This window comes from Comamonas fluminis, assembly GCF_019186805.1.
Classification (GTDB): Bacteria; Pseudomonadota; Gammaproteobacteria; order Burkholderiales; family Burkholderiaceae_C; genus Comamonas; species Comamonas fluminis.
Genome location: NZ_CP066783.1, coordinates 2,576,036 through 2,602,110 on the forward strand (window position 1 = coordinate 2,576,036; position 26,075 = coordinate 2,602,110).

Sequence of the window (26,075 nt, forward strand, 5' to 3'; positions counted from 1 at the left end):
CGCTGCAGCGCAATAGTGCATTGCGCTGGCAGCTATCAGTTTGATAGAAGACTGTTTCAGCAGGCCATCGCTGTGTGAGCCCAATCGCCTGCTCAATGCTGGCTACAATCCTCTATCTTCTACAAGAGTGAAGCGCTGCCTTCGCTGCTTGCACAAGGAAGGCAATCGTGCCCGGTGGCGCGGCCAGGCTTCAAACCTGGTGGGGGGCGTCAGCCGCTCCCGGGTTGGTTCGACTCCAGCTGCTTTCCGCCATTTCTTTTTACCTTATCTATCTCACATGAATCGCGCCTGTGAGATTGCCTTGTTCATAAACAAGCTCAATGGCAGCCCCCGCATGAGCAGGATGCTGGGCCAGGTACTCGATTCCCGCCAGCCGCTGGAACTGATAACCCAGTCCAGAAAACAGTGCCAGCAGTTCCTCCCGCTGCTGAGCAAACCAGTCGTGATCCCAAGCTTCAAACAGAATCGGCGGGTAACCATGATCGGCAAGAAACCGGAGCCCCCCGCGAAGCACTTCTGCCTCCAGCCCCTCTACATCCATCTTGATCAAGCAAGGCGACTTTCTGAGCGCCAGCTCATCCAGTCGAATCATCCGCACAGAGTGTTTCTCTGCCTTCATGGACTGCTCGATCGCATGGTTTTCACGATAGGTCTGAACCAGAGAAAAAGCACCAATATTGGTGTTGCCTGAATAATTCACCTCAGGAATATCTATCTCGCCACTCTCTCGCCCCAGCGCCTGCTGATAGGCGTGACAGTTATCAAGGCGGTTAAGCAAAATATTGGCGCACAGCTGATAGAACACAATTCGCTGAGGCTCAAAAGCAAGCACTTGGCCCGAGGATTTGGCAATATCCTTGGCCACAGGCACGGCATAGGCACCAAGATTCGCGCCAATATCCAGAATCAGCGGCGCCTCTGCACCCTGGTAGAACAATCTGGAGATATCCAGAATGTGCTGCTCCCAGCGCCCATCGCGAAACAAGTGGTTGGAGATGTAATCAGGCCCGGCAAACAGTAAAAAATCCCCGCTATCCGTCTGTACCTGGCTCAATCTTGGAAGCATGTCATCAACTCCATTTCGATTTAGAAGATCTATTCCTGCTGCGGCTCTTTCAGCCTTGGCCAATGCGATAGTGATAGCCATACACCGGTTCAAAGCCCAGTGATGCATACAGCGTCTGCGCCACATGGTTGCTGCCTGCCACCTGCAGATCGGTACTGCGAACACCTTGCTCTGCCGCCCAACGCAGCAGCCCCTTGATCAGCATACGGCCCAGACCCCGGCCACGCATTTGCGGCGCCACCACCACGTCATACAAACCAGCGGCCTCTTTTTCCAGCACCGCCAGGCCCCATGCCACGGCCTGGCCATTTTGCACAATGCGGGCATAGCCGCAGCGCAGGCCAATGCGGTCCACGATCGCGCTGTGTAAGGCTTGCTGGTGTGGCGAGAGGGAGCTGGCTGTGCAAACACCCTCCAGCCAGGAGTGACTCAAAGCCTGCTCCACCACGATGGCCGGCCCCTGCAAATCGGCTTGCTGCCCTCGCCTGTGCATGAACAAGGATGGGTCTTGCAATTGGTAGCCACGTGCTTGCAGCAGCGCGTCCACCTCAACATTGGCCAGCGGCGAGATTCTGAAGATGCACGGCTGCCCCATGCGGGCATAAACCTGCTCGATTTCATGCAGCAGTGGCTCATCCAGCGCTGCGCCTGCCTGCATGGCATTGGCCGAGTTTGCCCGCTTGGTATAGCCGCCCGCCGCGCGCACAACCCAGCCGCCCATCAGCAGGGTCTGCGGGGCCGGCCATGCATTGAAACTGCGCCGCTCCAGATGCAGAACATCGGCCCCCTGCAAACTACCCTGCAACGGCCACCGGCAAAAGCTGGCATTGAGGGCTTGCGGCTCCAGAAACGCTACGGGTGTCTGTCTCGTCATGATTTGATGGGCGCTACCCGCATGGGGCCAATGTCCTGACGGCTTGCTGCAGGATGGGCCGCGACTGCCCTTTGTTTATCTGCGGGGTCGATAATAGAAGACTGCCGTGCAAATTTTGCCGCTGGACTCAACCCAAAGGCTAGTCGCGCGGCCATTTTTTATCAATGCAGTCCTGCTGTGGCTGCTATTTGTCTCGATTGCCATGAACACAAACTCCGCCTCCGAACCCTCCACGCCTCGCCTGACTTCGCTGTCCCACGGCGGCGGCTGCGGCTGCAAGATCGCCCCCGGTGTGCTGTCGGAGTTGCTGGCCAAGAGCAATCTGCCCAAGCAGTTTTTCCCCGACCTACTGGTCGGCACCGAGACCGCTGATGACGCCGCCGTCTACAAGATCAACGACGAGCAGGCCATTGTGGCAACGACGGACTTTTTCATGCCCATCGTCGACGACCCGTATGACTTTGGCCGCATTGCCGCAACCAATGCGCTTTCCGATATTTACGCCATGGGCGGCACGCCGCTGATGGCGCTGGCCATTGTGGGCATGCCCATCAATGTGCTGCCCCACGATGTGATTGCCAAGATTCTGGAAGGCGGCGAATCCGTCTGCCGCGACGCGGGCATTCCCCTGGCGGGCGGCCACTCGATTGACTCGGTCGAGCCCATCTATGGCCTGGTCGGTATCGGCATCGTCAACCCCAAACAGATGAAGCGCAACGCCGATGCCAAGGCGGGCGACGTGCTGATTCTGGGCAAGCCCCTGGGCGTGGGCATTCTGTCGGCTGCGCTGAAAAAGAACCTGCTGGACGACGCGGGCTACCGCGCCATGGTGGATGCAACCACCAAGCTCAACCGCCCCGGCGCAGACCTCTCCAAGCTCGATGGCGTGCATGCACTGACCGATGTGACCGGCTTTGGCCTGCTGGGCCACGGGCTGGAACTGGCACGCGGCGCAGGTCTGACTGCCCGCATCGACAGCGCCAAGCTGCCCGTGCTGCCCGGCGTGCAGGCGCTGGCCGAGCAAGGCGTCTTCACCGGCGCATCGGGCCGCAACTGGGCGTCCTACGGCGCGTCCGTCGAATTGGGCGCATCGGTCAGCGATGCACAAAAGGCTTTGCTGACGGACCCGCAAACCTCCGGCGGCCTGCTGGTGTCCTGCGCACCTGAAGCGGTGCAGCAAGTGCTCAAGGCTTTTGCCGACAGCGGCTTTGCCGATGCTGCCATCGTTGGAAAAATGGAGTCGGGCAGTGCCAAGGTCTGCGTAGATTAAGCGCAGGAAGCTATAAAAAAGGGAGCCGGATGGCTCCCTTTTTTCTTCCCCAGTTGTTTACTCACTCACAGTCTGGGTACTGTAGTTTTTGTCAGCTGCGATGGCCGCATCGGTAAACGGCTGTCGCACCCATTGCTTGGCCCCATAAGACTGGGTGTAGTCCGCATAGTGGGGGTTCTTCGGATCATCGGACAAAGAGAAGGTCAGGAAGGTATGGGCCTCCACTCCGGCAGCAGGAAAGCTCACCACCTGCATATAGCTATTGCCATGGGGTTGACCATCCATGGAGTAGTTGCCTGTGCTGATGCTGTTTTCCGAACAGTTGATGGTGAAATAGCCCACATTGCCACAGCCGCCGTACAACGCTGTCGTCGTTCCAGCTTTTTTGGAATACAGCAGGCTGCCCCGCTCTGCAGCCATGGCAACACCACCTGTGTTGACCGCCTGCACTGCCTGGCCAAAAGCGAATTTCAGCGCACTTTGAGCTGACGCCTTGATGCCACTAGGCGTGTTAATGGGGTCACTGCTGCTGAATGGAGTCTGATACAGCTCCGCCTCCTTGATCTGGCTTGCCACACGTGACCAGAATTCATCCCAGATATGCGAGCCCTTGGCCTGGCTATCGCCCACACCATTCCATTGCATCAGCACCTGACAAGCTTCAGTCACAGGCACCTCCGTGCCACTGACAGAAACCGTGGCCTTGTCACAGACCAGTTGCAAAGCTTGGTCCTTAAACTTGGTGGAATAGATTCGGCTGTCCAGAACCATCTGACGCACGATCTCGCTGCTGGCATTCTTGCCTGCATAACCATCAGATCCCGCCAGACGCTGCAAAGCCATGGTGTGACCCAGCCTTGTGCGCAGGCTTTGCGATGAAGAAGTCGACCCGAAGATGGACGGATAGCCTGTTAGCGGGGCTGTGGCATTGGACAGCCAGTAGCTGTCATTCATATTGCCCACGTAGTCGTCCCGCTTGAGACTGGGCATGCGCGAAGGACCAATCGCGCCATCCTGCACAGAATCTGCATCCTTGACCCAGTCACACTGGCTGCTGCTGCCCACCAGCACCGGCACTTCGGGCAAGCTCGCGTTCAATGCTGCTGACAAAGGTGATGCGCATGCCTTGAGCAAGGCTGGCGGCGCATTGGGCACCGCCCCCATATCGGCATACCAGACCTGCGCACTTCCCCGTCCCGCCGCGACTGTGTTGACCCAAGGAATGGCGGCTTCTTCCTTCTGAACCTGAATGAACTCGTCGAGAGACTTAGCCTGATTCCAGCGCAACCAGTTTCGGAAAGTGCGGAAGTTGTAGGCATTGATATCTCGGATGGCCAGCACATACTGGCTATTCCAGCCCAGAGCGGGATTCATCGCCGCCAATGTCAGCACGGGGCCATGCTCGGTCTTGTAGAGCGTGCGCTTGACAGTATCCGTTCCACCCGAGGCATTGCGCACCCTGACGCTGATCTCATTGGCCTGCATGGCCTTGGGCTGGCCGTCGCGCATGTACTGCGTCGGATCACTGGATGAGAGCTGATAGAAGAAGAATCCAAACCGTCGAGCTGTGGAGACGGTATGGCTCCATGCCACATCGTTATTGAACCCGATCAGTACCAGCGGGATGCCAAGGAACGACGCACCGCTGACGTCGATCTTGCCGGGGATGGTGAGCTGCTGCTGATAGAAGCGGTCCGGCCCCTTCCAGTACCAGTGCGGATTGCCGAACAGCACACTGCTGTCGCCACCCGTGACCTGCTGGCCAAAGCCGTACATATTGCTGCCAATACCTGTGGTGCCTCCCACTTGCAAAGCGGGAGTCTTCACACTGCCAGGCTTGAGCATTGCCAGTTGCACCTCTGCGGCCTTAGCATCTTTTGCGCGCAGGCTTTTGGCTCTAGCGTTGGGCTTGCTGCTCAGTGCCGCTGTTTTCGTGGCCTGGGGTGGCTGAGCATTGGCAATGGCCGCAACAAAATTGCTCAAGCCGCCGGCCAGATTGGCCGTGTACATGCGCCGCCAGACATCATCACGCGTGATCGGCTGCAGCCAGGCCTCCTTCGCGCAAGCCGCATGGCGATCGCTGCCTTTTTGTGTCTCGGCCAGCATGCGGTTATAGCCTGCAACATAGCCGTCGACCAGTTGCAGCAAATTATCGGGCTGCGCTTTTTCCATCTGCGCGATCATGTCTGCCGAGACAACATGACGAAAGAAAAAGTCCGAGTCGATATTGCGCGGCCGGTCTATGGTGCTGTCATACAAAGCCGTCGCATCGCCACCGAAATATTGAGAACGCTCTCCTCGGTACGTCACAAACGAATCGGCCAACGTGCAAAGATTGTCCTGCGCCTGGGCATAGCCTGATCCATAGCCCAGGCCACCCCAATCCTGCGCCTTGATGTGGGGCACCCCCATGGCTGTACGCCGAATTTCGGCTTTGTACTTGCTCTGAACCTCTGGTGCAGGGCTGTCCGAACCACCACAAGCCGCAAGCGCAGCCGCAGCAACAAGTGACAGAGACCTCCACGAACTGCGAAACACTGTCTGGATCATCGCGTCCCCTTCATTGATATGGATGTACCTCATGCGGCGCATGAGCACTCCAGCATAGAAAGGCACCGACTTGGTGCATAGCAAGCATAAATACCGAGATTCTGAAATCACGCTGAACAATGTCCTGCTGTAAACCCTTGGACCCTGTGATTTAGCGCAGACAATACAGCCCGCGTTTTTGGACTTTCAACCGCGCAGCACAAAGTTCTGCTGCGCGCTTTCTCATGACAAACAACACAGTGGCTGTTCTGGGCGCCGGCATGGTCGGCGTGGCAACAGCCTTGGAATTACAGCGTCGCGGCCTGCGGGTAACGCTGATGGACCGGCGCGCGCCGGGGCTTGAAACTTCTTACGGCAATGCGGGCGTGATTGCACGCAGCTCGCTGATGCCGTTCAACCATCACAAGCTCTGGGGCACTCTGCCCGGCTTGCTCAAAAACAAAGGCGCGGGTTTTCGCTACAACCCGTTTTTTGTCGCCAGCAATCTGAAATGGGCTCTGGGCTTTCTGGGCAATGCCCGCCAGAAAGTCTTTGAAGAAACCGCCGCCGCGCTGGACGGGCTGATTCGCCTGTCCACCACCGAACACCTGCGGCTGCTGACCGAAGTCAACGCCCGGGACAGGCTGCGCGACAACGGCTGGCTGTTTCTGTATCGAACCGCCCAGGCTTTCAACACGCCCGGCGCCCAGCTGGGCCGCGACACCATGGCCCGCTTCGGCATCAGGACACAGACCTTGAGCGGGTCTGAGCTGCAGGCGCTGGAGCCTGCGCTCAACCCCGTCTTCGAAAAAGCCCTGTGGGTGCAGGACAGTTACTCGGTCAACAGCCCCGGTGCTGTAGTCAAAGCCTACGCCGATGCCTTTGTGGCCCGTGGCGGGCAGATTCAAAATACCGAACTGCGAACCCTGCGCTCTGCGGCCAATGGCCAGTGGCAGGTGGTGGATGGCAGTGGGCAGACACAGGAATTTGGCCGCGTAGTTGTGGCACTCGGGCCATGGGCGCCCAAATTTTTGGCCGATCTGGGGGTGGACATTCCCATGGGCTTTGAGCGCGGCTACCACATGCACTACGCAGGCCAATCAGGCTCCCAACACGCATTGCAGCGCCCTATCTACGACACGGCCGGCGGCTATGTGCTCTCGCCCATGGAGCAAGGCCTGCGCCTGTCCACCGGCGTGGAGCTGAATCGCTGTGATGCCCCCATGAAGCCGGTGCAGCTGGAAATTGCCGAAGCCGCCGCCCGCAAGGCCCTGCCATTGGGTGAGCGACTGGAGCACCCGCTGTGGATGGGCCGCCGCCCCACCCTTCCCGACAGCCGCCCCATCATTGACGAAATGCCGGGCCGCCCCGGCCTGTGGCTGGCTTTTGGTCACCAGCACATCGGCTTCAGCACCGGCCCCGGCACAGCCGCGCTGCTGGCGGGCATGATGCTGGGCGACAAAAATCTGCCTCTCAATCCTCACCCATTCCGGGCCAGCCGATTCCTGTAGGACTCATTGCGATACGCTTGGCTCGGTGTCTCCAGCGCGGGCCGGGCATCCCAATAGCGCTCTCCGTACAGATGCAGCATGGCCCAGTGCCAGGCTTCGTCGTGGAAAATCAAGGCGCGGAACTCATCATCGGCTGATTCATAGGGGTAGCGCTCAAGCGCTTGCTTTTGTGCCTCGGCTTCGGGCAAGCCTCCATGCTCGCGCAGCACAAAGGCATAGAGGTGCCGCTCCACTTCCAGATAGCGGCAATACTCTTCTTCGCTGGGCCAGGTGGCGTCTTCGGCTTGATTCACACTCTGCCCCTTCCACCATGAAAATGCCTGAACGCTTTCAGGCCGCTGGCTGACTCACCACTTCCGCCGTGGTGCGGCGGTCAATCTTGCGGCTGAGCACCACCGAGGTATAGGTCTGCTGAATGCCGTCGATAAGACCAATGCGGTCCAGCAGCGCATCCAGTTTTTCATTGCTTTCGCAGCGCACAAACACCATGTAGTCGTACTGGCCGCTGACGGCGGAGACTTCCTCTACCTCAGTGAAGCGGTTGAGCGCCTGCATGACGGAAGTAGCTGTCTTGGGCAGCACGCGAATGCCGCAATAGGCACGCACTGCGGATTGCTCCATGCGCGAGCCCAGGCGCACGCCGTAACCGGCGATCACGCCCTCCTGCTCCAGCTTGGCAATGCGCGCCACCACGGTGGTACGCGCCAGGTTCATCTGCCGCGCCAGGTGCGCTGTAGAGGCACGCGCATTGGTCTGCAGCAGGCGCAGCAGCTGGCGGTCGGTTTCGTCGAGTCGATATTCCATAAATTGTCCGTTTCTTGCTCAGCCTCTGGCCGCCACATGGCTGCTGCCCAGAATCCGCCCCAGAAAGCTGCGCGTGGCTTCCTGCTGCGGATTGTCGATCACCTGCACGGGCGGGCCAGATTCCACCACCACACCATCGCGCATGAAGACCACCTTGTCGGCAACCTCCCGCGCAAAAGCGATTTCGTGGGTGACCAGAATCATGGTCATGCCTTCGCGGGCCAGTGATTGAATCACACCCAGCACCTCGGCCACCAGTTCGGGGTCCAGCGCAGAAGTGGCTTCGTCAAACAGCATGACCGATGGCTCCATGGCCAGCGCCCGTGCAATGGCTACGCGCTGCTTTTGTCCGCCGGACATTTTGTCAGGGAACATATCCGCCCGTTCCGCCAGGCCCACCTTGGCAAGCAATTCGCGTGCCTTGGCCTCTGCCTCACGCCTGCTTTTCTTCAGCACCGTGACGGGGCCTTCCATCACGTTCTGCAGCACCGTCATATGCGGAAACAGATTGAAGTGCTGAAACACCATGCCGGTGCGTGCCCGAAAGCCCGCCAGCACCTTGTCGGCTGGCAGCGCAGTGGCCTTGCCGCTGAAGGCCAGCGACTGCTCGCCTACGCGAATCTCGCCCCCATCGGGCACTGTGAGCAGATTCACGCAGCGCAGCAGTGTGGATTTGCCCGAGCCTGACGGCCCGATCAGCGCCACCACGGTGCCACGCTCTACGGACAGGGAAATATTCTTCAGAACCTCAAGATTGCCAAAGGACTTGCGCAGGTTCTTGATCTCAATAACAGGAGCACTCATCGCTTATGCCTCCTTGGCTTGAGAGTGATTTTGTTCAATCCGCTTGGCCCACATGGTGGCCGGCAGCAGGATGATGAAATACGCCACGGCGATGAAGGTATAGACCTCCAGCGGGCGATAGGTGTCATGCGCAATCACCTGGCCCTGGTACAGCAGATCGGGCACAGCCAGCACCGACAGCAGCGAAGTGTTCTTGAGCTGCATGATGGACTGGCTCATCAACGGCGGCACCATGCGCTTGAAAGCCTGCGGCAAGATGATGCGGCGCATGACCTGAAAGCGCGTCATGCCAATGGCCTGCCCTGCTTCGGTCTGCCCGGGGTCAATGGAGATGATGCCGCCACGAATGATCTCGGAGTAAAAAGCGCCGCCATACAGAGACAGGCAGATGCCTGCCGCCATGGGCGCCGACATCTCGATGCCGGTCAGCACCGGCAGCGCGTAATAAAACCAGACCAGTTGCACCAGCACAGGCGTGCAGCGAAACACTTCCACAAACGCGCGCAGCGGCGTCGTGATCCATTTGTTGCTGGACAGGCGACCCAGCCCTGCAATCAGGCCCACGGCCAGACCGCCGATCACGCAGATCGCGGTGAACAGCAGTGTGTAGCTTATGCCCTGCAGCAGCAGGGTCTTATAAGTCCACAGCAGGGAAAAATCCCATTCGTACATTTGCTACTCCTGAACGAAATACGGCCACGCACAAGGGTGGCCGCCTTCCGTCCTTGATGCGGAACGATCACACGTCCCGCTGATTCAATGACGCTTTGAACGCGCTTACGATCTCAAAACTTGACTTGCTTGGGGAAGCTGTCTGGCTTCACGCCAGCCAGCTTTTCCATGTTCTTGACGATGACGGACTGCACTTCACCCTTGCCGCGCGCTTCGGTCAGCCACGCGTTGACGGCCTTCTCGAAGTCCTTGTTGGCACTTTTCTGCAGGCCAATGTGGGTGGGCGATGTGGTCACGGGCTCAGGCACAAACATGCTGCCAATATCGGGACGCTTGGCCAGCAGCGGCTGCGCCAGCAGAACCATCAGAATCTGGCAGTCTGCGCGGCCCGTCTGCACGGCCATGGAGGCTGCGCCCGAGCTGTCCAGACGCGAAATCGTGGCCTTGGGCAGCATGCGGGTGGCGTACTGGTCCTGGTTGGAGCCCACATCCACCACGATCTTCACCTTGGGGTCGTTGAGCTGCTCCCAGGTCTTGACCGGGCCAAAGCCTTTTTTGCAGACCGCCGTCAGCGTGTTGTTGAACAGCATGTCCGAGAAATCAACCATCTCGCGGCGCGCTGGCGTAGGGCCCATGCCAAACATCACATCAATCTTGTTGGCCTGCAAGTCCATCACCGAGTTGCCCCAGGTCGTTTCCACCAGCTCGATCTTGGTGCCCAGCTTTTGCGCCAGGCTGGCCGCGAAATCGGGGCCAAAGCCTTGCCATTTCTGGGTGACCAGATCCTTGTGGAAATAAGGGGTGGCGCCCGAAATCACGCCCACGCGCAGCGTCTTGGTGCGTTCCACGCGCTGCATGGGGGTTTCCTGCGCCATCGCGGCAGTACCAAGGGCCAAGCTCGCAGCCAGTGCCACGGACTTGAGAATCGAAAACTTGCTGACCATATCTGCCTCTGAAATCCAGGAATCAACTTCGACCCAATTCGAACAAAAATCGAATCCAAGTCGAACAAAAGTGATCAGAGTCTAAAAGCAGTTTTTGCTTCCCAAGTAAACAAAATGACGATCTGTCGAAAACCAAACGTCACTTCGCACCATTTCTCTGGATAATTATCGACAGATAGGTGGTAACCCTAGTATTTCTGAGCAATTACGACAGGGATTACTCACATCGCAGGGCAACGATTCGTCAGGATATTCAGGCAATTCGCTTGATCGCGCCGACAGGTGCACCGATCACAGGCGCAATCTGCGCACTGGCTTGGTCAGATTCAAGTGCCAAAAACCGCTGATGCCCAACAAGAGGCTACGCTAGCAGCTATCACATTGAAAGTATCAGGCGTGATGCACATAGATTTCAGGCAACAAAAAACCCCGTCCACTTGCGTGAACGGGGCTCTTAATTTTGGCAGGGGAAGAAGGATTCGAACCTTCGCATGCTGGAATCAAAATCCAGTGCCTTAACCAGCTTGGCGACTCCCCTACGATGAACGTGATTGTACAACGACTTTCAGCGCACAATTTCGAAGTTGCTCAAAATTGTGCGCTTGCACAAAAACCGGGGCGAAAGCGGCTGTCGGGGGCTGAACACTGCAGCAGAAAAGTCGCCTGTTATTCCACCACCACGGCTGTGCCGCTGGCAGACACCATCAGCATGCCATTGCCCTGCCCCAGAACTTCGAAGTCCAGGTCCACGCCGACGACTGCATTGGCGCCCGCTTCGCTTGCACGCTCTTGCATCTCTTTGAGCGCGATTTCGCGTGCCTTCTGCAGCTCTCGCTCATAAGTGCCCGAGCGGCCACCCACGATGTCGCGAATGCCGGCAAAAAAGTCCTTGACCACATTGGCGCCCAGAATGGCCTCGCCAGCCACCACGCCGCAGTAGCGGGTGATGCGCTTGCCTTCAATGCTGGGCGTAGTTGTCACGATCATGATGCGTCCTTGTGATGCCTGTGAATGCACAAATCCTAAGCCAGTTTGGCAAAGCATCTGCCAAAAACCTTCTCAAGCCCATAGATTGCAAGCGCTTGCAGCTATCTATTTTGAATAGCAGGCGTCGCTACGCGGGGCAAAGCTGGGAGCGCATGGACTGCACGGCGTCGCGCAGAAAACTCCAGGTCGTGGCAATACGCGGAATCTGACGTGATTCCACGGGCATGCTCATCCAGAAGGTGCGGGTAAAGCAGGCTTGCTCTGGCAGCACGCGGCTGAGGATGGGGTCTTTATCGGCCACAAACGCGGGCAGCACGGCAAGACCTGCCCCGGCGCGCACGGCTTCGTACTGCGCGGTGATGCTGGTGCTGCGCAGCGCAAAGCGCTCTGGCCGGTGCAATGTGTCCAGCAGTTGCAGCTCCCGCGTGAACAGCAGATCGTCCACATAGTGCACAAAGCTGTGGTGGCGCAGGTCTTCGGTCTTGGCTACCAGCGGCTTTCGCGCCAGGTATTCGCGCTGACCGTAGAGGTAAAGACGGTAGTCGGCCAGCTTGGTCACGACGATGGAGCCGCGCTTGGGCCGCTCCAGCGAGATCACGATATCGGCCTCGCGGCTGGACAGGTGCAGCATGCGCGGCAGCGCCAGCAAATCCACGCTGAGCAAGGGGTAGCGCAGCGTCAGCCGCGCCAGCTCGCCCGCCAGCATTTGCGTGCCAAAGCCTTCGGTAGCGCCAACTCGCACCAGGCCTGCGGGGCCTTCGCTGGCAGCGGTCTGTACCAGCGGGCTGTTTTCCAGGCTGTCCACCGCGCTTTGCATGGTGTCGGCCACGGCCAGCAACTGGCGCCCGGCCTCGGTCAGCCGCCACTGCCCGGCGTCGCGGGCAAAGAGCACGGCGCCCAGCTGCTTTTCCAGCGCCTGAATGCGGCGCGAGACGGTGGTGTGCTCCACGCCCATGCGCCGCGCAGCCGCCGCCATGCTGCCGCTGCGAGCCAGCTCTCCGAAAAAGCGCAGATGGTCCCAGTCCATGCGCGGTGACCTCAGTCTTCGTTCAGACCGGTTTGCCGGGCTTTGCCGGTCAGGCCTTTGACGGCTTTAACCGCCTTGACGGCGGCAGAGCGTTTGCGCTCGGCGCTGCGCTGCGCCACAACGCTGGGGGCGCGGGCAAATTCGTCGTTTTCATGAATCAGCAAGGACAGCATTTCCATGAACTGCGCACGCTTGTCGTCGGGCAGCGGGTCCAGCATGCGGCGCTGGGCGCGCAGCACCGAGGGTTCGGCCTGCTGCAGCAGCAACTGGCCGTCTTCGGTCAGCGTCAGCAGGCGCACCCGCCGGTCAGTGGGACTGGTGTTGCGCAGCATCAGGCCACGGGCTTCGAGCCGGTCAATCACGCTGCCGATGGTGGAAGTATCAAAGCCGATGGTGCGTGCCAGCGTGCGTTGATCCACGCCAGGCTGGCGCAGCACGGCCGACAGCGCCGCGTACTGCACGGGCGTGACGGCGAACTCCTCGGTCTCTTCCATGAACACGGCAACAGCGATCTGCTGCAGTCGGCGGATGTGATAGCCAGGATAGTTTTCTAGTTCTGCTGGTTGGTATTGCATGGTGTTCTGAAAACTGCGCCCAGAGCGCAAAACGTGCCTGCACGGGTGCGGCAGCACAACGGCTCATTGTCCACCAGCCACAGGCTTGCTCTGCAGAAATCCGCCATGCGGCTTTGTCTGATGCGTGCGTGCATCAGTGCGCTTTCTCCAAAACCCTTGAACAAGGGTTAACCCCATAAGTTTCTTATTCAAATAAAAACTACACTGATCGTCAGCACACTGTTTATTGTTCAAAAACAAAACAGCCGAGACAAAACTGTGCCAGCGCCACGGCACTGACATTGCCCCACACCACAGTCACCCGAAAGAGAGTTGCATGATGAACAGCCCCACCTCCTCGAACCTGCCCGTACTGATCGCCGGCGGCGGCATCGGCGGCGTTGCAGCGGCTTTGTCGCTGGCGCGGCTGGGTTATGCCGTCAAGGTGCTTGAGCAGGCGCCCGAGCTTGGCGAGATTGGCGCGGGTATTCAGCTCGGCCCGAATGCGTTTGCGGCGTTTGATGCACTGGGCATTGGCGAGCTGGCACGCGCTCGCGCCGTCTATACCGATGAGATGGTCATGCACGACGCGCTGGACGAGCGCCTGGTCGGGCGCATTCCCACCGACCAGGCCTTTCGTGAACGCTTTGGCAACCCCTATGCCGTGATTCACCGGGCCGACATTCACACCTCGCTGCTGGAAGGTGCGCAGCAGCACGGCAATATCGAAACACTGACGGGCACGCGCATTGAACGCGTGGAGCAGGATGGCGACAGCGTCACCGTCTATGACCAGCACGGCAATGCCCACAAAGGCCAGGCGCTGATTGGGGCAGATGGCGTCAAGTCCGTCGTGCGCCAGCAGTATGTGGGCGACCCCGCCCGCGTCTCCGGCCATGTGGTTTACCGCGCCGTGGTGGAAAAAGAGGAGTTTCCTGCAGACCTGCGCTGGAATGCCGCCAGCATCTGGGTGGGCCCCAACTACCACCTGGTGCACTACCCGCTGCGAGGCGGCGAGCAATACAACGTGGTCGTGACCTTTCACAGCCGCGAACAGGAAGAATGGGGCGTGCGCGAAGGCAGCCGCGAAGAAGTGCAGAGCTACTACCAGGACTGCTGCCCTCGCGCCCACCAGCTCATCGACATGCCCAAGAGCTGGAAACGCTGGGCCACGGCCGACCGCGAACCCATTGGCCAGTGGACTTTTGGCCGTGCCACCTTGCTGGGCGATGCCGCCCACCCCACGCTGCAATACATCGCCCAGGGCGCCTGCATGGCGCTGGAAGATGCGGTGACGCTGGGCGAAGCCCTCAAGCACACCGGCCACGACTGGCCCAAGGCGCTACAGCTTTATGAGCAGTCACGCATTGCCCGCACAGCGCGTGTGGTGCTTTCGGCGCGGGAAATGGGCCGCATCTTCCACGCCAAGGGTGTGGAGCGACTGGTGCGCAACGACCTCTGGAAAGGCCGCTCGCCCGAGCGTTTCTACGACGCCATGGAGTGGCTGTACGGCTGGACCGTGGACAAGGCCCTGGCCACCTCCTGACCAGACCCCGATCGCAGCACCGCGCAAAAAAAGCATTGGCAACACACATGACGATAGAACAAGCAATCCCCTCCCCCGTCAAGCTCACGGCCAGGGCGGCGCCCGGCCAGCCTGAGCCCACGCCTGCGCTGGAGCAGCTTTACCGCGGCTTCGAGCAGGAAATGCTGGTGCCGCTGTGGACGGAAATCAGCGGCCTGATGCCCGCCCATCCCAAAAGCCAGGCTGCTGCCCACCTCTGGCGCTGGGACCATCTGCTCAAGCTGGCCGATGAAGCGGGCCGCATCGTGCCCGTGGGCCGCGGCGGCGAGCGGCGTGCCATTGCGCTGGCCAACCCGGCGCTGGGCGGGCGCCCATTTGCCACGCCCACGCTGTGGGCCGCCATCCAGTACCTGATGCCCGGCGAGGATGCGCCCGAGCATCGCCACACCCAGCATGCGTTCCGCTTTGTGGTGGAGGGTGAAGGCGTGTGGACCGTGGTCAACGGCGACTCCATCCGCATGTCGCGCGGCGACTTTCTGCCCCAGGGCGGCTGGAACTGGCATGCCCACCACAATGCCGCCAGCCAGCCCATGGCCTGGATTGACGGGCTGGACATTCCGTTTGCCTACTACACCGAGTCTCAATTCTTCGAGCATGGGCGACTGAACCTTGATGCCCATGAGCGCATCACCCCCGAGTTTTCACGCTCGGAGCGGCTGTGGGCCCACCCCGGCCTGCGCCCCGTCGCCCATGTGCAGGAAAGCCCGGTCACCCCGCTGCTGGCCTATCGCTGGGTAGATACCGACCGTGCCTTGAGCGAGCAACTGGCGCTGGAAGCCGAAGGCTATGCCGCCACGGTCAGCCCCGGCCACGCCGCCGTGCGCTACAGCAACCCCACCAATGGCCGCGATGTGCTGCCCACCATTCGCTGCGAAATGCACCGCGTGACCTGCGGTGCCAGCACCCAGCCCAAGCGCGAGGTTGGCTCCGCCGTGTTTCAGGTCTTTGACGGTGAAGGCACGGTCACCGTGGGCGACAAGCAGTGGCACGTGCGCCGCGGCGACATGTTCGTCGTGCCGTCCTGGCAGCCTTTCACCGCACAGTGCGATGCCGACCAGCCGCAACTGGACATGTTCCGCTTTGCAGACACGCCGATCTTTGAGGCTGTTCACGCGTATAGAGCAGAAACCCCCTGAGGCGCTCCGCGCCTTCCCCTGGAAGGGGGACGACAGCCTTTGCTGGGGCAGCCCCTGCTGCGGGGCGGCGGGGCCGCCCAGGCCCTTGCTGGCTGTCTTGCTCGGCACACACGCCACTTTTCCCCAGCAGCACCCCATACCGATATCTATAAGGAACCACACCATGACCCAAGCCAACTACCTCTGGACTCCCGCCCCCGTTCAATCTCTGCCCGTGCGCGGCAGCGAGCAGCGCCTGCCCATCAACCGTCTGTTCTTTGTGGGCCGCAACTATCACGCCCACGCCGTGGAAATGGGCCGTCCCGTGGACAAGAGTGTGGAGCGCCCCTTCTATTTCACCAAGGCCCCCCAGACGCTGACGGAATCCGGCGCCACCGTGGCCTACCCACCCGAAACCAAGAACTACCACTTCGAGATGGAGCTGGTTGTGGCCATTGGCAAGGCCGGCTTCCGCATCCCTGCCGAGCAGGCCCATGAATACATCTACGGCTACGCCTGCGGCCTGGACATGACCCGCCGTGACCTGCAACTGGTCGCCCGCGACAAGGGCCGCCCCTGGGATCTGGGCAAGGACGTGGAGCAATCCTCCGTCGCCACCGAAGTCGTACCCATGCCCGGCAAGGTGATCGAGTCTGGCGAGATCGCGCTGTCCGTCAACGGCGAAGTCAAGCAGCAATCCAATGTGGACAAGCTGATCTGGAACATCCGCGAAATCATTGCCGACCTGTCCCTGTTCTACCACCTGCAGCCCGGCGACCTGATCTATACCGGCACCCCCGAAGGCGTGGGCGCCGTGCTGCCTGGTGACCAGATCACCGGCCGCGTGGAAGGTGTGGGCGAGATCAGCCTGACCGTGGGCCAGCCCGAGTAAACACAGAAAGACGCAGTCATGAAGCTCTACAGCTTTTTCCGCAGCGGCACCTCCCACCGCCTGCGCATTGCGCTCAACCTCAAGGGCCTGAGCCCCGACTACATCCCCGTCGATCTGCGTGTGGATGAACAGGCCGAGGCCGCGTTCAAAAGCGTGAACCCGCAAGGCTTGGTACCCGCCCTGACGCTGGACAGCGGCGAGACACTGATCCAGTCACCCGCCATCATCGAATGGCTGGAAGAGCGCTACCCCAGCCCCGCCCTGCTACCCGCAGAGTCCGAGGCCCGCGCCCATGTGCGCGCCCTGGCGGCCATTGTGGGCTGCGACGTGCACCCCATCAACAACCGCCGCATTCTGCAGGCCCTGCGCCAGCAGTTCGGCGCCGATGAGAACGCTGTCAACGCCTGGTGCGCCACCTGGATCACCGCTGGCTTTGACGCCATCGAGGCACTGCTGGCCCAGGACAAGACACGCGGCGCCTTCTGCTTTGGCAACACACCAGGCCTGGCTGACGTCTACCTGATTCCCCAGGTAGAGAGCGCGCGCCGCTTTGGCGTGGACCTTGCCCGCTGGCCGCTGATCAGCGCCGTCGATGCGGCCTGCGCCGCGCTGCCAGCCTTTGCCCAGGCTGCGCCGCTGGCCCAGCCTGATGCACCGCAGAAGTAAGCTAAAAAATCGACAAAAACTTGCGCAGGACTTGAGCCTAAACAGGCTCAAGTCCTTTATCTACAAGCGCTAACCGCTCATTTAAAAGAAGCGGAAGCCAGGGTAAGGACCCAAAGGCAGACATGCCGGCCCGCAGACCTCTGCGTTCGCTGGCATGCCTGCCGTCCCAACGATTTTCAACGAGGAGACAAACTGTGAAAAACCAGCAAAACACGCACCCAGCCCATATTCAACCAGCGCCAGCAGCTATCAAAACTGCAAGGCGCAAGCTCATGGCTGCAGGCGTGCTGCTGGCCCTGGGCGGCACCGCCATGGCCCAAAGCAGCACGGCAGCCAGCTACCCCACGCGGCCCGTTACCGTGGTCACGGCCTTTGCCGTGGGCAGCGGCCCCGACGCCGTGCTGCGCATCGTGGGCGAAAAACTGGCCACACGCTGGAAGCAGAGCGTGACCGTGGACAACCGCCCCGGCGGCGGCGGCTTTGTCGCCATCGAATACGCACGCCGCGCCAAGCCCGACGGCTATACCCTGCTGCAGCTGGACAGCGAACATGTCTCGGCCCTGCCCTATCTCTACAAGAACAAAAACTTCAACACGCTGGACCACTTCGACCCCGTGGCCCCGCTGTTTCTGACACCGTTCTTTGTGGCCGTGCCCACCGGCTCGCCGTGGAAGAACATGGCTGACCTCATCAAGTCTGCCAAGGCCGAACCCGGCAAGGTCAGCTACGGTTCATGGGGCGTGGGCAGCCCCGGCCATCTGGGCGGTGAGTGGCTGGACTACCTGACCGGCAGCAAGATGACCCACGTGCCCTACCGCGAGGTCAGCCAGCTCTTTACCTCGGTGGCCAACGGCGACCCCGCATGGAGCTTTGGCAGCCTGCCCTCCAGCCAGGGCATCTACAAAAGCGGCAAGATCCGCTACATCGCCGTGGCCGCGCCCAAACGCATTCCGCAGATGCCCGATGTGCCCACCGTGGCCGAAGCCGGTGGCCCCGCCGAGCTGGATGTGAACTCCTTTGTCTCCCTGCTCTCGCCCAAGGGGCTGGATGCCGCCACCCGCGACAAGATCCGAAGCGATGTCGTGGCCGTGCTGCAGGACCCGCAGGTCAAGGAAAAGTTCTCCACCTTCGCCTTCCAGCCCATCACCTGGACCGTGCCCGAGATGCAGCAGTTTGCCAAAAAGAAGTCCGAGCAGTACAAGCTCTTGATTGAAAAAGCGCATATCAGCCTGGACTGACAAGCGCTGATAGCTATTGATTTCATAGTGAAATCAGGCCCTGCCAGCCCTGCTGCGCAGGGCTTTTTATATTCCACCGGGCACAGCATCCATTGCGCGGGGTTCCCGCAGCTTCACCAGCCGCAGCGCAGTGGCACGCGCACCTTGCGTTACATTTTCGCCAGATGTTTCAGAAAGCCCTGAATTTTTGAAGCCTCTGCGCGGCCTAGCCATGTTTCTGATCCGGCAAAGGCTTTCGCCACATAGCCGCTGCATCAGCCCCGTCACGTCATGAGTTCATGCGCTGCGGGTTTCTCTTTTTCATGACAAGCATGCATTTCTCCCTCAAGCGGGTCGCAGCCCTCGCCATTTTTTCCACTGCAGCACTCTCTCAGGCTGTAGAGCCAGAGCCATCTTCCGCCGTCACTGCCGCCGTCACTGCCGCCGACCTCTATCTGCGCACTCTGGTCAACCACGAGGAAAAAGCCGTTGCCGACCTCAACAGCTATCTGCGCCCGGACCGCCTGCGCTCGGGCCGCAGCGCCGACTATGCTGATTTCGCGGCGCTGAAAAAAGCCGATCAGGAATTCCCCGCCGAAGTCACTGCGATGGCCCTGCCGCTGTTCCCCGAAGCCCAGCGCAGCAGTCTGAAAGAACCCATCGAAAAGCTGATGCTGGCCGTGCAACAGGCCCGTCAGAAGTCCGAATGCAAGGCGCTGACTGCCAGCGAAGCCGAGACTGGCGCGCATGGCGTGCTCAACACCCAGGTGCAGTTCCAGTGCTTGCTGGTCAAGACGCCTGAAACCTGGGCCCATAGCATTCAGCGCATGGCCCGCGCCAAGCAGGGCGCGGCCAAGACGGTGGCCGAGCTGGAATCGCTGCAGCAAGCCTATGCAGGCCCGGCCAGCTACCAATACGAAGGCGTGTTTCCGCTGAGCACCGTGCCCCAGGACAAGGATCTGGCCTGGCGCAATGACTTTGCGCGCGAAGTGGTGGACGCAATGTTCCGCCAGTTTTAAGCGGCCCAATCACCTCTGCCGCAGCGACGCCAGCCACTGCTCAGCCTGCTGCGGCGTGTGAAACTCCAGCCACTGCGCCTGCGCAAACTGACCGCTGGCGCGCAGTTCGCGGTATCGGCGCTGGTTCTTGGTAAAGGTCTTCCAGGACCACAGCAGGATGGAGTCCTTGGAAAAGAATGCGCTGCGCCAGCTCTCGCGGTTGCCATGAAACAGTGGCGTGCGCAGCGCCACGCTGCGAATGGTGCGCCATAGCACGCGTGAAAACACCGTCCCGCGTCCATAGTTGAGCCACACAATATGCGTGGCGCGTGGCCATAGCTGATCGCGCACCACGCTGTAGTTCCCATCCATGACCCAGCGCTGGCCCGCTGCCGCCTGCGCCGTGGCACGAACAAACTGCTCGGTAGGCGCAGGCGTCCAGCCTGGCCCCCAGTGCAGCTGATCCAGCTCGGTATGCTGCAAATTCATGGCTGCGACCAGAGCGTTCGCAAACGTGGTTTTGCCAGCGCCGCTGGTGCCCACCACCACCACGCGCATCTCTGCCAGCTCAGGCTTCATCGACCCCATCCAGTTTGCGCACCCGCGTTTGATCGGGCCGTAGCTCCTGGCCCTGCGCATCCAGCACACGCAAAAGCGGCACGGGCTGGCCGCTGGCCTGGTCCAGCAGCAGCGAATGCGCCTCGCCCGGCGCAAACAAATTCCCTTCCCCCCACTGGCGCAAGGCCAGCACCACGGGAAACAGGCTTTCGCCACGCGGCGTGAGCACATAGGCCTGATAGGCCGAGCCTTTGGCGGCGGCTTCGGTTTGGAGAATTCCCGCATCAACCAGCTTTTTGAGCCGATCCGAGAGGATGTTGCGCGCCACCCCCAGGCTGCGCTGAAAGTCGCTGAAGCGGCGCATGCCGTCAAAAGCATCGCGCACGATCAGCAGCGACCAGCGGTCCCCGATCAGATCGACCGAGCGGGCCACAGGGCAAGGCTGCCCACTCACGGTTTCGGAATCAGGCGCAGAGGTGGACATGGCGTTCCTTGAAGGCTTTCCATGCATTCTAGTTGCATTTCAAAACTGAATTAATTAGCATCCATCTAGTTTTGTTTTGAAACCAAAAAGGCAAGCCATGCCAGACCCCGCACACTCCACGTCAAGCTCCACCGCGCACAAACTGCCCTTGAGTCTGGTATTGCTGTTTGCCATTGCCAGCGGCCTGAGCGTGGCCAATGTCTATTACGCCCAGCCCCTGCTGGAGGCACTGGCCAGCGATTTCGGCATTGCGCTGGCCGCCGTGGGGGGCGTGGTCACCGCCACACAAACCGGCTGCGCGCTGGCCCTGCTCTTGCTGGTACCACTAGGGGACTTGATGAATCGGCGGCGTTTGATGCTGCTGCAACTGCTGGCACTGGTCGCCGCACTGCTGCTGGTGTCGGCGGCAACTGCGCCTTCTGCCCTGCTGGTAAGCATGCTGCTGGTGGGCCTGCTGGGCACGGCCATGACGCAGGGGTTGATTGCCTATGCCGCCAGCGCCGCAGCGCCCCAGGAGCAGGGCCGCGTCGTGGGTGCGGCGCAAAGCGGTGTCTTTGTGGGCCTGCTGCTGGCGCGGGTCTTTGCCGGGGCAGTGAGCGACCTGGCAGGCTGGCGCGGTGTTTATCAGTGTTCGGCCATGCTGATGCTGTGCATGGCGCTATTGTTATGGAAGCACTTACCGGCGCTGCCCCCCTCGCCTGCCGCAGCCAGCGGGCTGCGTTACCGCGACCTGATTGCCTCCATGTTCACACTGCTGCGCCAGGAACGCCTGCTGCAAATACGCGGCCTGCTGGCACTGCTGATGTTTGCGGCCTTCAACATCTTCTGGAGCGCCTTGGTGCTGCCGCTCAGCGCAGCGCCATTTCATCTCTCTCGCACCGCCATTGGCGCCTTCGGGCTGGTGGGTGCAATGGGTGCGCTGATGGCTGCACGGGCCGGGCAATGGGCCGATCGCGGCTACGCCCAGCGCACCAGTGGCGCGGCACTGCTTTTGTTGCTGCTGGCTTGGGGGCCGCTGTCGCTGCTGCACAGCTCTTTATGGGCCTTGATGCTGGGCATTGTGCTACTCGACCTGGGCGGCCAGGCCCTGCATGTCACCAACCAGAGCATGATCCTGCGCTCCCGCCCCGAAGCCAGCAGCCGCCTGATTGGTCTTTACATGTTGTTCTATGCCGCAGGCAGCGGCCTGGGGGCGATTGCCAGCACCATGGCCTACGCCCATGAAGGGTGGCAAGGCGTGTGCCTGCTGGGTGCGGTGGTCAGCCTGCTGGCCTTGCTGTTGTGGTGGGGCACGCGGCGCTCTGCGCCAGCGGTCTCTTGTACCAGGGGGTAACAAACGCCCCATCCGTGCACATTTGCACACCCTATGTGCAACAAACTCTATTGCCTGCGCAAAACCGCACACATACCATGAGGACCAAATTCACCACCACCGGAGACTCTTCATGAACGCACCCACTTCCGCCAAGGTTCTGGCGCCCACGGTCAAGCTGCTCATCAATGGGCAGATGGTCGAATCCAAAACCACGCAATGGCGCGATGTGGTCAACCCTGCCACGCAGGAAGTGCTGGCCCGTGTGCCGTTTGCCACGCCCGATGAAGTCAACGCCGCTGTGGCCAACGCCAAGCAAGCGTTCAAGACCTGGAAGAAGACCCCCATCGGCGCACGCGCCCGCATCTTTCTGAAGCTGCAGCAGCTGATTCGTGAAAACATGAAAGAGCTGGCCGCCCTGCTGACGGCCGAGCAAGGCAAGACCCTGCCGGACGCCGAAGGCGACGTCTTCCGCGGCCTGGAAGTGGTGGAGCACGCGGCCAATATCGGCTCGCTGCAGCTGGGTGAGCTGGCCAACAACGTGGCCAACGGCGTCGATACCTATTCCATCATGCAGCCGCTGGGCGTTTGCGCAGGCATCACCCCGTTCAACTTCCCCGCGATGATTCCGCTGTGGATGTTCCCCATGGCCATTGCCACGGGCAATACCTTTGTGCTCAAGCCTTCGGAGCAAGACCCCATCGTCACCATGCGCCTGTGCGAGCTGGCCCTGGAAGCGGGCGTGCCCCCCGGCGTGCTGAACGTGATTCACGGCGGCGAAGACGTGGTCAACGCGATTTGCGACCACCCCGATATCAAGGCCATCAGCTTTGTGGGCTCTACCAAGGTGGGCACCCATGTGTACAACCGCGCCTCGCTGGCTGGCAAGCGCGTGCAATGCATGATGGGGGCCAAGAACCACGCCATCGTCATGCCCGACGCCAACAAGGAGCAGTCGCTCAACGCCCTGCTGGGTGCAGCCTTTGGCGCAGCCGGTCAGCGCTGCATGGCCGTGTCGGTGGCCGTGCTGGTGGGCGATGCACAGAAGTGGATTCCCGAGCTGGTGGCCAAGTCCAAGACCCTCAAGGTTTCTGGCGGCACCGAAGCGGGCACGGATGTCGGCCCGCTGGTCAGCTGCGCAGCGCTGGCACGCGTGGAAGGCCTGATTGAGCGCGGCATTGCCGAAGGCGCGGTGCTGGAGCTCGATGGCCGCAAGCCCACCGTGGCCGGTTACGACAAGGGCAACTTTGTCGCCCCCACCATCTTCAGCGGCGTCAAGCCCGGCATGAGCATTTATGAGCAGGAAGTCTTCGGCCCCGTGCTGGCCCTGATGGGCGCCGATACGCTGGAAGAAGCGATTGAGCTGATCAACGCCAATCCCAACGGCAACGGCACCGCCATCTTCACCCAGAGCGGCGCGGCTGCGCGCAAGTTCCAGGAAGACATCGACGTGGGCCAGGTCGGCATCAACGTGCCAATTCCCGTGCCCGTGCCCCTGTTCTCCTTCACCGGCAGCCGCGCCTCCAAGCTGGGCGATCTGGGCCCCTACGGCAAGCAGGTCGTACTGTTCTACACCCAGACCAAGACGGTGACCGCACGCTGGTTCGATGACTCGACCACCAGCCAGGGCGTGAACACCACCATCAGCCTGAAGTAAGCCCGGCGGGCCCTGCACATGCCACTGCACCCACCCATCACCCTTTCAAAACCTTTGCGGATTTTGAACAAGGGGCTGGGTGCGGTGCTGCTGTGCGTGGTGACCAGCGCTGCCTGGGCGCAGCCTGCCCCTGTGCCGCCCGCGAGTTCGGTATGCGAGCCCGGGGAGGATTGGCCGCGCACGCTGGAGTGCCTGCGCGAGAAAACTGGCTTTATCGACATTGCGCTGCAAGACAGCCTGCGCCAACTGCACGAAAAACTGCCAACCGAGCTGCGCGAATCCCTGCAAACCCAGCAAGACGACTGGGAGCAGCGCCGCGACACAGATTGCACACCTACGGACCGCCCCGCCTCTGACAGCAACGCACTGGCCTACGCCATGCTGTGCCGCAGCAAGATGGCACTGCAGCGCACCAAGCTGCTGCAAAGCCTGCTGGAGGCCAGCGAGCTACCGCCCGCACCCACAGACATGAACTGCCCCAAAGAACAGGCAATGAGCCCGCAATGTCTGCAAAAGCGACAAGCTGTCATTGAAAACGGCATGAATGGCATCTACCGCTCTTTGCTGCTGCGCCTGCCCGAATTGCAGGCCCAGAAGCTCTACGCCGAGCAAAGCAGTTGGGAGGAAGATCGTGAAGCCGCCTGCCAGCGCATTGCAGGCGCGCATGAACCGGCAGACCAGGCCGTCTGCCACTTTGTCATGGCCATGGAGCGGGTCAAAGTCTTTCGCGAGGTCTGGAACCCTCTTGCCAAACAAAACCAGACAAAGAACCAGACAAAAAACCAGTCAAAGAGGGAGCCATGAGCGCCAGACCAGCCCGTCTTCGCCAGTTTCACGCCCGCAACTGCGATGATGGACGCATGATTTCATGCATTCAGAAATTTCAACAAAAACAAGCTATTTTCCTTGGCAGATATGCGCTGGCCGCTATGGTTTTAGCGAGCAGCGCCAGCGCCCAGGCCCAGGCAGGTGCCGACTGCGTGCCCGGCGGCAACACCGCCCAGACCAATGCCTGCGCCATCAAGGATTTTCAGCAGGCCGATAGCGACCACCAGATTCTGTACGGCGATGTGATGCGCTCCCTGTCCGCCCATGAGCGCCCGGCCCTGCGCAAAGAGCAAAGCGAATGGAGCCGCCAGCGCATCACCCAGTGCAAGCAAAGCAGCAAAGCCTTTGAAGCGCAGGCCGACTGGCCCAGCCGCTATCACCAATGCCTGATCCAGCAGATCAAGGCCCGTGACAGTGTTCTCAAACGCTGGCTGCACCAGGGAGCACCAGATTGAACCGGTGGCAAAAACATCGAATTTGATAGCTGACAGCGCTTGAACATCAAGGGCTGGAAGGCAAATAGAACAAAAAAGGAGACATGAGATGGACTTTGAACTCAGCGAAGATCAGCGCGCATTTGCCGACACCGCCCGCCAGTTTGCGCAGGCAGAACTGGCCCCCCATGCCGCGCAGTGGGACCGCGAAGCCCACTTCCCCCGCGATGCCATTGCCAAGGCCGGTGAGCTGGGTTTCTGCGGCCTGTACGCGCCCGAAAACGCGGGTGGCCTGGCCCTGCCACGCCTTGATGCCACGCTGGTGTTCGAGGAACTCGCTGCCGTCGATCCATCCACCACCGCCTTTATCACCATCCACAATATGGCGACCTGGATGTTGGGCACCTGGGCCACCGACGCCGTGCGTGAGCAATGGGGCGAGCAGCTCACCAGCGGCCAGAAGCTGGCCAGCTATGCCTTGACCGAACCCGGCGCAGGCTCAGATGCCGCATCGCTCAAAACCCGCGCCGAGCTGGTGGGCAACGAATATGTCATCAACGGCAGCAAAGCCTTTATCAGCGGCGCAGGCAGCACCGATGTGCTGGTGCTGATGGCCCGCACGAGTGATGCCAGCTCTGGCGCGTCGGGCATCAGCGCCTTTGCCGTGCCCGCAAATACCCAGGGCATCAGCTACGGCAAAAAAGAAGAAAAAATGGGCTGGAACAGCCAGCCCACGCGCGTCATCAATTTCGACAATGTGCGCATCCCCGCCAACCACCTGCTGGGCCGCGAAGGCGAAGGCTTCAAGATCGCCATGAAGGGGCTGGACGGCGGGCGCATCAATATCGCCACCTGCTCAGTTGGCGCCGCACAAGGCGCCCTCACCCAGGCGCAGAGCTATATGCAAGAGCGCAAGCAGTTCGGCAAACCCATCGCCAGCTTTCAGGCCCTGCAGTTCAAGCTGGCCGATATGGCGACCGAGCTGGTCGCAGCCCGCCAGATGGTGAGACTGGCTGCTAGCAAATTAGATGCGGGCGCCCGCGATGCATCGACCTACTGCGCCATGGCCAAACGCTTTGCGACCGATGCGGGCTTCAATGTCTGCAACGAGGCGCTGCAGATTCACGGCGGCTACGGATACCTGAATGACTTTCCGCTGGAGCGCCTGGTGCGCGACGCCCGTGTGCACCAGATCCTGGAAGGCACCAACGAAATCATGCGCGTCATCATTGCGCGGCGCATGCTGGATGGCGATGCTTGTGAGGCCATTCGCTGAAACTGCCTGAA

At 60.8% G+C, this 26,075-nt stretch carries 26 protein-coding genes and 2 tRNA genes; 14 read left to right on the forward strand and 14 right to left on the reverse strand.

Annotated features, from left to right (window positions below; translation table 11 throughout):
• Positions 1 to 156 precede the first annotated feature (156 nt).
• Positions 157 to 252 (forward strand) — tRNA-Sec (locus tag JDW18_RS12105).
• A 16-nt stretch (positions 253 to 268) separates the two neighbouring features.
• On the opposite strand, the gene JDW18_RS12110 is transcribed toward JDW18_RS12105, so the two are convergent.
• Together JDW18_RS12110 and JDW18_RS12115 are read right to left on the reverse strand one after the other, a co-directional pair.
• Positions 269 to 1,147: an FkbM family methyltransferase gene (locus JDW18_RS12110; RefSeq protein WP_218239713.1), complete on the reverse strand. Its 879-nt coding sequence runs from the start codon at positions 1,145 to 1,147 to the stop codon at positions 269 to 271.
• On the reverse strand, positions 1,116 to 1,940 hold the full coding sequence (locus tag JDW18_RS12115; RefSeq protein WP_218239714.1) for a GNAT family N-acetyltransferase: 825 nt from the start codon (positions 1,938 to 1,940) through the stop codon (positions 1,116 to 1,118). Before JDW18_RS12115 ends, JDW18_RS12110 begins: the two co-directional genes overlap by 32 nt.
• 202 nt (positions 1,941 to 2,142) lie before the next feature.
• On the opposite strand from JDW18_RS12115, the gene selD reads away from it, so the two are divergent.
• On the forward strand, positions 2,143 to 3,210 hold the full coding sequence (gene selD, locus JDW18_RS12120; protein WP_218239715.1) for a selenide, water dikinase SelD: 1,068 nt from the start codon (positions 2,143 to 2,145) through the stop codon (positions 3,208 to 3,210).
• Positions 3,211 to 3,267: 57 nt separating this feature from the next.
• Here selD and JDW18_RS12125 read toward each other — a convergent pair whose 3' ends face one another.
• Entirely contained in the window at positions 3,268 to 5,757 is a 2,490-nt protein-coding gene (locus JDW18_RS12125) for a penicillin acylase family protein (protein WP_484793088.1), read from the reverse strand.
• Between the two features lie 227 nt (positions 5,758 to 5,984).
• Between JDW18_RS12125 and JDW18_RS12130 the strand changes: the two genes are divergently transcribed.
• The gene (locus JDW18_RS12130) at positions 5,985 to 7,250 is read left to right on the forward strand and encodes an NAD(P)/FAD-dependent oxidoreductase (RefSeq protein WP_218239716.1); all 1,266 of its coding nucleotides are present in this window, start codon (positions 5,985 to 5,987) and stop codon (positions 7,248 to 7,250) included.
• On the opposite strand, the gene JDW18_RS12135 is transcribed toward JDW18_RS12130, so the two are convergent.
• The 9 genes from JDW18_RS12135 to JDW18_RS12175 form a co-directional block, all read right to left on the reverse strand.
• Positions 7,220 to 7,543: a hypothetical protein gene (locus JDW18_RS12135; RefSeq protein ID WP_218239717.1), complete on the reverse strand. Its 324-nt coding sequence runs from the start codon at positions 7,541 to 7,543 to the stop codon at positions 7,220 to 7,222. The genes JDW18_RS12130 and JDW18_RS12135 overlap by 31 nt on opposite strands.
• 37 nt (positions 7,544 to 7,580) lie before the next feature.
• Complete coding sequence (locus JDW18_RS12140) at positions 7,581 to 8,054, reverse strand: Lrp/AsnC family transcriptional regulator (RefSeq protein ID WP_218239718.1); 474 nt, start codon at positions 8,052 to 8,054, stop codon at positions 7,581 to 7,583.
• Positions 8,055 to 8,072: 18 nt separating this feature from the next.
• Positions 8,073 to 8,858, reverse strand: a complete 786-nt coding sequence (locus JDW18_RS12145) for an amino acid ABC transporter ATP-binding protein (protein ID WP_218239719.1) — start codon at positions 8,856 to 8,858, stop codon at positions 8,073 to 8,075.
• A 3-nt stretch (positions 8,859 to 8,861) separates the two neighbouring features.
• The gene (locus JDW18_RS12150) at positions 8,862 to 9,530 is read right to left on the reverse strand and encodes an amino acid ABC transporter permease (protein ID WP_218239720.1); all 669 of its coding nucleotides are present in this window, start codon (positions 9,528 to 9,530) and stop codon (positions 8,862 to 8,864) included.
• Positions 9,531 to 9,643: 113 nt separating this feature from the next.
• Complete coding sequence (locus tag JDW18_RS12155; RefSeq protein ID WP_218239721.1) at positions 9,644 to 10,474, reverse strand: transporter substrate-binding domain-containing protein; 831 nt, start codon at positions 10,472 to 10,474, stop codon at positions 9,644 to 9,646.
• 461 nt (positions 10,475 to 10,935) lie between these two features.
• Positions 10,936 to 11,012: transfer RNA gene (locus JDW18_RS12160), tRNA-Gln, on the reverse strand.
• Between the two features lie 128 nt (positions 11,013 to 11,140).
• On the reverse strand, positions 11,141 to 11,461 hold the full coding sequence (locus JDW18_RS12165; protein WP_218239722.1) for a heavy metal-binding domain-containing protein: 321 nt from the start codon (positions 11,459 to 11,461) through the stop codon (positions 11,141 to 11,143).
• A 127-nt stretch (positions 11,462 to 11,588) separates the two neighbouring features.
• Positions 11,589 to 12,488, reverse strand: a complete 900-nt coding sequence (locus JDW18_RS12170; RefSeq protein ID WP_218239723.1) for a LysR family transcriptional regulator — start codon at positions 12,486 to 12,488, stop codon at positions 11,589 to 11,591.
• Between the two features lie 11 nt (positions 12,489 to 12,499).
• Positions 12,500 to 13,063 (reverse strand): MarR family winged helix-turn-helix transcriptional regulator, encoded by a 564-nt coding sequence (locus JDW18_RS12175; protein ID WP_218239724.1) that lies wholly within the window; start codon positions 13,061 to 13,063, stop codon positions 12,500 to 12,502.
• 319 nt (positions 13,064 to 13,382) lie between these two features.
• On the opposite strand from JDW18_RS12175, the gene JDW18_RS12180 reads away from it, so the two are divergent.
• From JDW18_RS12180 to JDW18_RS12205, 6 genes are all read left to right on the forward strand, one after another.
• Positions 13,383 to 14,588 carry a 3-hydroxybenzoate 6-monooxygenase gene (locus JDW18_RS12180; protein ID WP_218243877.1) on the forward strand — a complete coding sequence of 402 codons (1,206 nt, stop codon included), beginning with the start codon at positions 13,383 to 13,385 and terminating at the stop codon, positions 14,586 to 14,588.
• Positions 14,589 to 14,635: 47 nt separating this feature from the next.
• Positions 14,636 to 15,763 (forward strand): cupin domain-containing protein, encoded by a 1,128-nt coding sequence (locus JDW18_RS12185; protein ID WP_218239725.1) that lies wholly within the window; start codon positions 14,636 to 14,638, stop codon positions 15,761 to 15,763.
• A 163-nt stretch (positions 15,764 to 15,926) separates the two neighbouring features.
• Positions 15,927 to 16,634: a fumarylacetoacetate hydrolase family protein gene (locus JDW18_RS12190; RefSeq protein ID WP_218239726.1), complete on the forward strand. Its 708-nt coding sequence runs from the start codon at positions 15,927 to 15,929 to the stop codon at positions 16,632 to 16,634.
• An 18-nt stretch (positions 16,635 to 16,652) separates the two neighbouring features.
• The gene (maiA, locus tag JDW18_RS12195; protein ID WP_218239727.1) at positions 16,653 to 17,300 is read left to right on the forward strand and encodes a maleylacetoacetate isomerase; all 648 of its coding nucleotides are present in this window, start codon (positions 16,653 to 16,655) and stop codon (positions 17,298 to 17,300) included.
• A gap of 272 nt (positions 17,301 to 17,572) precedes the next feature.
• Positions 17,573 to 18,538 carry a Bug family tripartite tricarboxylate transporter substrate binding protein gene (locus tag JDW18_RS12200; RefSeq protein ID WP_425514802.1) on the forward strand — a complete coding sequence of 322 codons (966 nt, stop codon included), beginning with the start codon at positions 17,573 to 17,575 and terminating at the stop codon, positions 18,536 to 18,538.
• A 311-nt stretch (positions 18,539 to 18,849) separates the two neighbouring features.
• On the forward strand, positions 18,850 to 19,536 hold the full coding sequence (locus JDW18_RS12205) for a hypothetical protein (RefSeq protein WP_218239728.1): 687 nt from the start codon (positions 18,850 to 18,852) through the stop codon (positions 19,534 to 19,536).
• Positions 19,537 to 19,545: 9 nt separating this feature from the next.
• Here the strand turns inward: JDW18_RS12205 and JDW18_RS12210 are convergent, their stop codons facing one another.
• Positions 19,546 to 20,094 carry a P-loop NTPase family protein gene (locus JDW18_RS12210; RefSeq protein WP_425514731.1) on the reverse strand — a complete coding sequence of 183 codons (549 nt, stop codon included), beginning with the start codon at positions 20,092 to 20,094 and terminating at the stop codon, positions 19,546 to 19,548.
• Positions 20,084 to 20,557 carry a winged helix-turn-helix transcriptional regulator gene (locus tag JDW18_RS12215; protein ID WP_218239729.1) on the reverse strand — a complete coding sequence of 158 codons (474 nt, stop codon included), beginning with the start codon at positions 20,555 to 20,557 and terminating at the stop codon, positions 20,084 to 20,086. Before JDW18_RS12215 ends, JDW18_RS12210 begins: the two co-directional genes overlap by 11 nt.
• A 97-nt stretch (positions 20,558 to 20,654) precedes the next feature.
• Here JDW18_RS12215 and JDW18_RS12220 point away from each other — a divergent pair, with 97 nt between their 5' ends.
• The 5 genes from JDW18_RS12220 (at position 20,655) to JDW18_RS12240 (ending at position 26,064) form a co-directional block, all read left to right on the forward strand.
• Complete coding sequence (locus JDW18_RS12220; protein ID WP_218239730.1) at positions 20,655 to 21,890, forward strand: MFS transporter; 1,236 nt, start codon at positions 20,655 to 20,657, stop codon at positions 21,888 to 21,890.
• Positions 21,891 to 22,002: 112 nt separating this feature from the next.
• The gene (locus tag JDW18_RS12225) at positions 22,003 to 23,526 is read left to right on the forward strand and encodes a CoA-acylating methylmalonate-semialdehyde dehydrogenase (protein WP_218239731.1); all 1,524 of its coding nucleotides are present in this window, start codon (positions 22,003 to 22,005) and stop codon (positions 23,524 to 23,526) included.
• Between the two features lie 18 nt (positions 23,527 to 23,544).
• A complete protein-coding gene (locus tag JDW18_RS12230; protein ID WP_218239732.1) occupies positions 23,545 to 24,330 on the forward strand; it encodes a lysozyme inhibitor LprI family protein in 786 nt (261 codons plus the stop codon).
• Between the two features lie 125 nt (positions 24,331 to 24,455).
• Positions 24,456 to 24,809: a lysozyme inhibitor LprI family protein gene (locus JDW18_RS12235; protein WP_425514733.1), complete on the forward strand. Its 354-nt coding sequence runs from the start codon at positions 24,456 to 24,458 to the stop codon at positions 24,807 to 24,809.
• A gap of 88 nt (positions 24,810 to 24,897) precedes the next feature.
• Positions 24,898 to 26,064, forward strand: a complete 1,167-nt coding sequence (locus JDW18_RS12240; protein WP_218239734.1) for an acyl-CoA dehydrogenase family protein — start codon at positions 24,898 to 24,900, stop codon at positions 26,062 to 26,064.
• Positions 26,065 to 26,075: the final 11 nt, after the last annotated feature.

Excerpts from the sequence above, each read along its gene's own strand:
- JDW18_RS12110 (WP_218239713.1), bottom strand. The coding sequence starts at position 1,147 with ATGGCTATCACTATCGCATTGGCCAAGGCTGAAAGAGCCGCAGCAGGA.
- JDW18_RS12115 (WP_218239714.1), bottom strand. The coding sequence starts at position 1,940 with ATGACGAGACAGACACCCGTAGCGTTTCTGGAGCCGCAAGCCCTCAAT.
- selD (WP_218239715.1), top strand. The coding sequence starts at position 2,143 with ATGAACACAAACTCCGCCTCCGAACCCTCCACGCCTCGCCTGACTTCG.
- JDW18_RS12130 (WP_218239716.1), top strand. The coding sequence starts at position 5,985 with ATGACAAACAACACAGTGGCTGTTCTGGGCGCCGGCATGGTCGGCGTG.
- JDW18_RS12140 (WP_218239718.1), bottom strand. The coding sequence starts at position 8,054 with ATGGAATATCGACTCGACGAAACCGACCGCCAGCTGCTGCGCCTGCTG.
- JDW18_RS12145 (WP_218239719.1), bottom strand. The coding sequence starts at position 8,858 with ATGAGTGCTCCTGTTATTGAGATCAAGAACCTGCGCAAGTCCTTTGGC.
- JDW18_RS12150 (WP_218239720.1), bottom strand. The coding sequence starts at position 9,530 with ATGTACGAATGGGATTTTTCCCTGCTGTGGACTTATAAGACCCTGCTG.
- JDW18_RS12155 (WP_218239721.1), bottom strand. The coding sequence starts at position 10,474 with ATGGTCAGCAAGTTTTCGATTCTCAAGTCCGTGGCACTGGCTGCGAGC.
- JDW18_RS12165 (WP_218239722.1), bottom strand. The coding sequence starts at position 11,461 with ATGATCGTGACAACTACGCCCAGCATTGAAGGCAAGCGCATCACCCGC.
- JDW18_RS12170 (WP_218239723.1), bottom strand. The coding sequence starts at position 12,488 with ATGGACTGGGACCATCTGCGCTTTTTCGGAGAGCTGGCTCGCAGCGGC.
- JDW18_RS12175 (WP_218239724.1), bottom strand. The coding sequence starts at position 13,063 with ATGCAATACCAACCAGCAGAACTAGAAAACTATCCTGGCTATCACATC.
- JDW18_RS12180 (WP_218243877.1), top strand. The coding sequence starts at position 13,383 with ATGAACAGCCCCACCTCCTCGAACCTGCCCGTACTGATCGCCGGCGGC.
- JDW18_RS12185 (WP_218239725.1), top strand. The coding sequence starts at position 14,636 with ATGACGATAGAACAAGCAATCCCCTCCCCCGTCAAGCTCACGGCCAGG.
- JDW18_RS12190 (WP_218239726.1), top strand. The coding sequence starts at position 15,927 with ATGACCCAAGCCAACTACCTCTGGACTCCCGCCCCCGTTCAATCTCTG.
- maiA (WP_218239727.1), top strand. The coding sequence starts at position 16,653 with ATGAAGCTCTACAGCTTTTTCCGCAGCGGCACCTCCCACCGCCTGCGC.
- JDW18_RS12200 (WP_425514802.1), top strand. The coding sequence starts at position 17,573 with ATGGCTGCAGGCGTGCTGCTGGCCCTGGGCGGCACCGCCATGGCCCAA.
- JDW18_RS12205 (WP_218239728.1), top strand. The coding sequence starts at position 18,850 with ATGCATTTCTCCCTCAAGCGGGTCGCAGCCCTCGCCATTTTTTCCACT.
- JDW18_RS12210 (WP_425514731.1), bottom strand. The coding sequence starts at position 20,094 with ATGAAGCCTGAGCTGGCAGAGATGCGCGTGGTGGTGGTGGGCACCAGC.
- JDW18_RS12215 (WP_218239729.1), bottom strand. The coding sequence starts at position 20,557 with ATGTCCACCTCTGCGCCTGATTCCGAAACCGTGAGTGGGCAGCCTTGC.
- JDW18_RS12220 (WP_218239730.1), top strand. The coding sequence starts at position 20,655 with ATGCCAGACCCCGCACACTCCACGTCAAGCTCCACCGCGCACAAACTG.
- JDW18_RS12225 (WP_218239731.1), top strand. The coding sequence starts at position 22,003 with ATGAACGCACCCACTTCCGCCAAGGTTCTGGCGCCCACGGTCAAGCTG.
- JDW18_RS12230 (WP_218239732.1), top strand. The coding sequence starts at position 23,545 with ATGCCACTGCACCCACCCATCACCCTTTCAAAACCTTTGCGGATTTTG.
- JDW18_RS12235 (WP_425514733.1), top strand. The coding sequence starts at position 24,456 with ATGGTTTTAGCGAGCAGCGCCAGCGCCCAGGCCCAGGCAGGTGCCGAC.
- JDW18_RS12240 (WP_218239734.1), top strand. The coding sequence starts at position 24,898 with ATGGACTTTGAACTCAGCGAAGATCAGCGCGCATTTGCCGACACCGCC.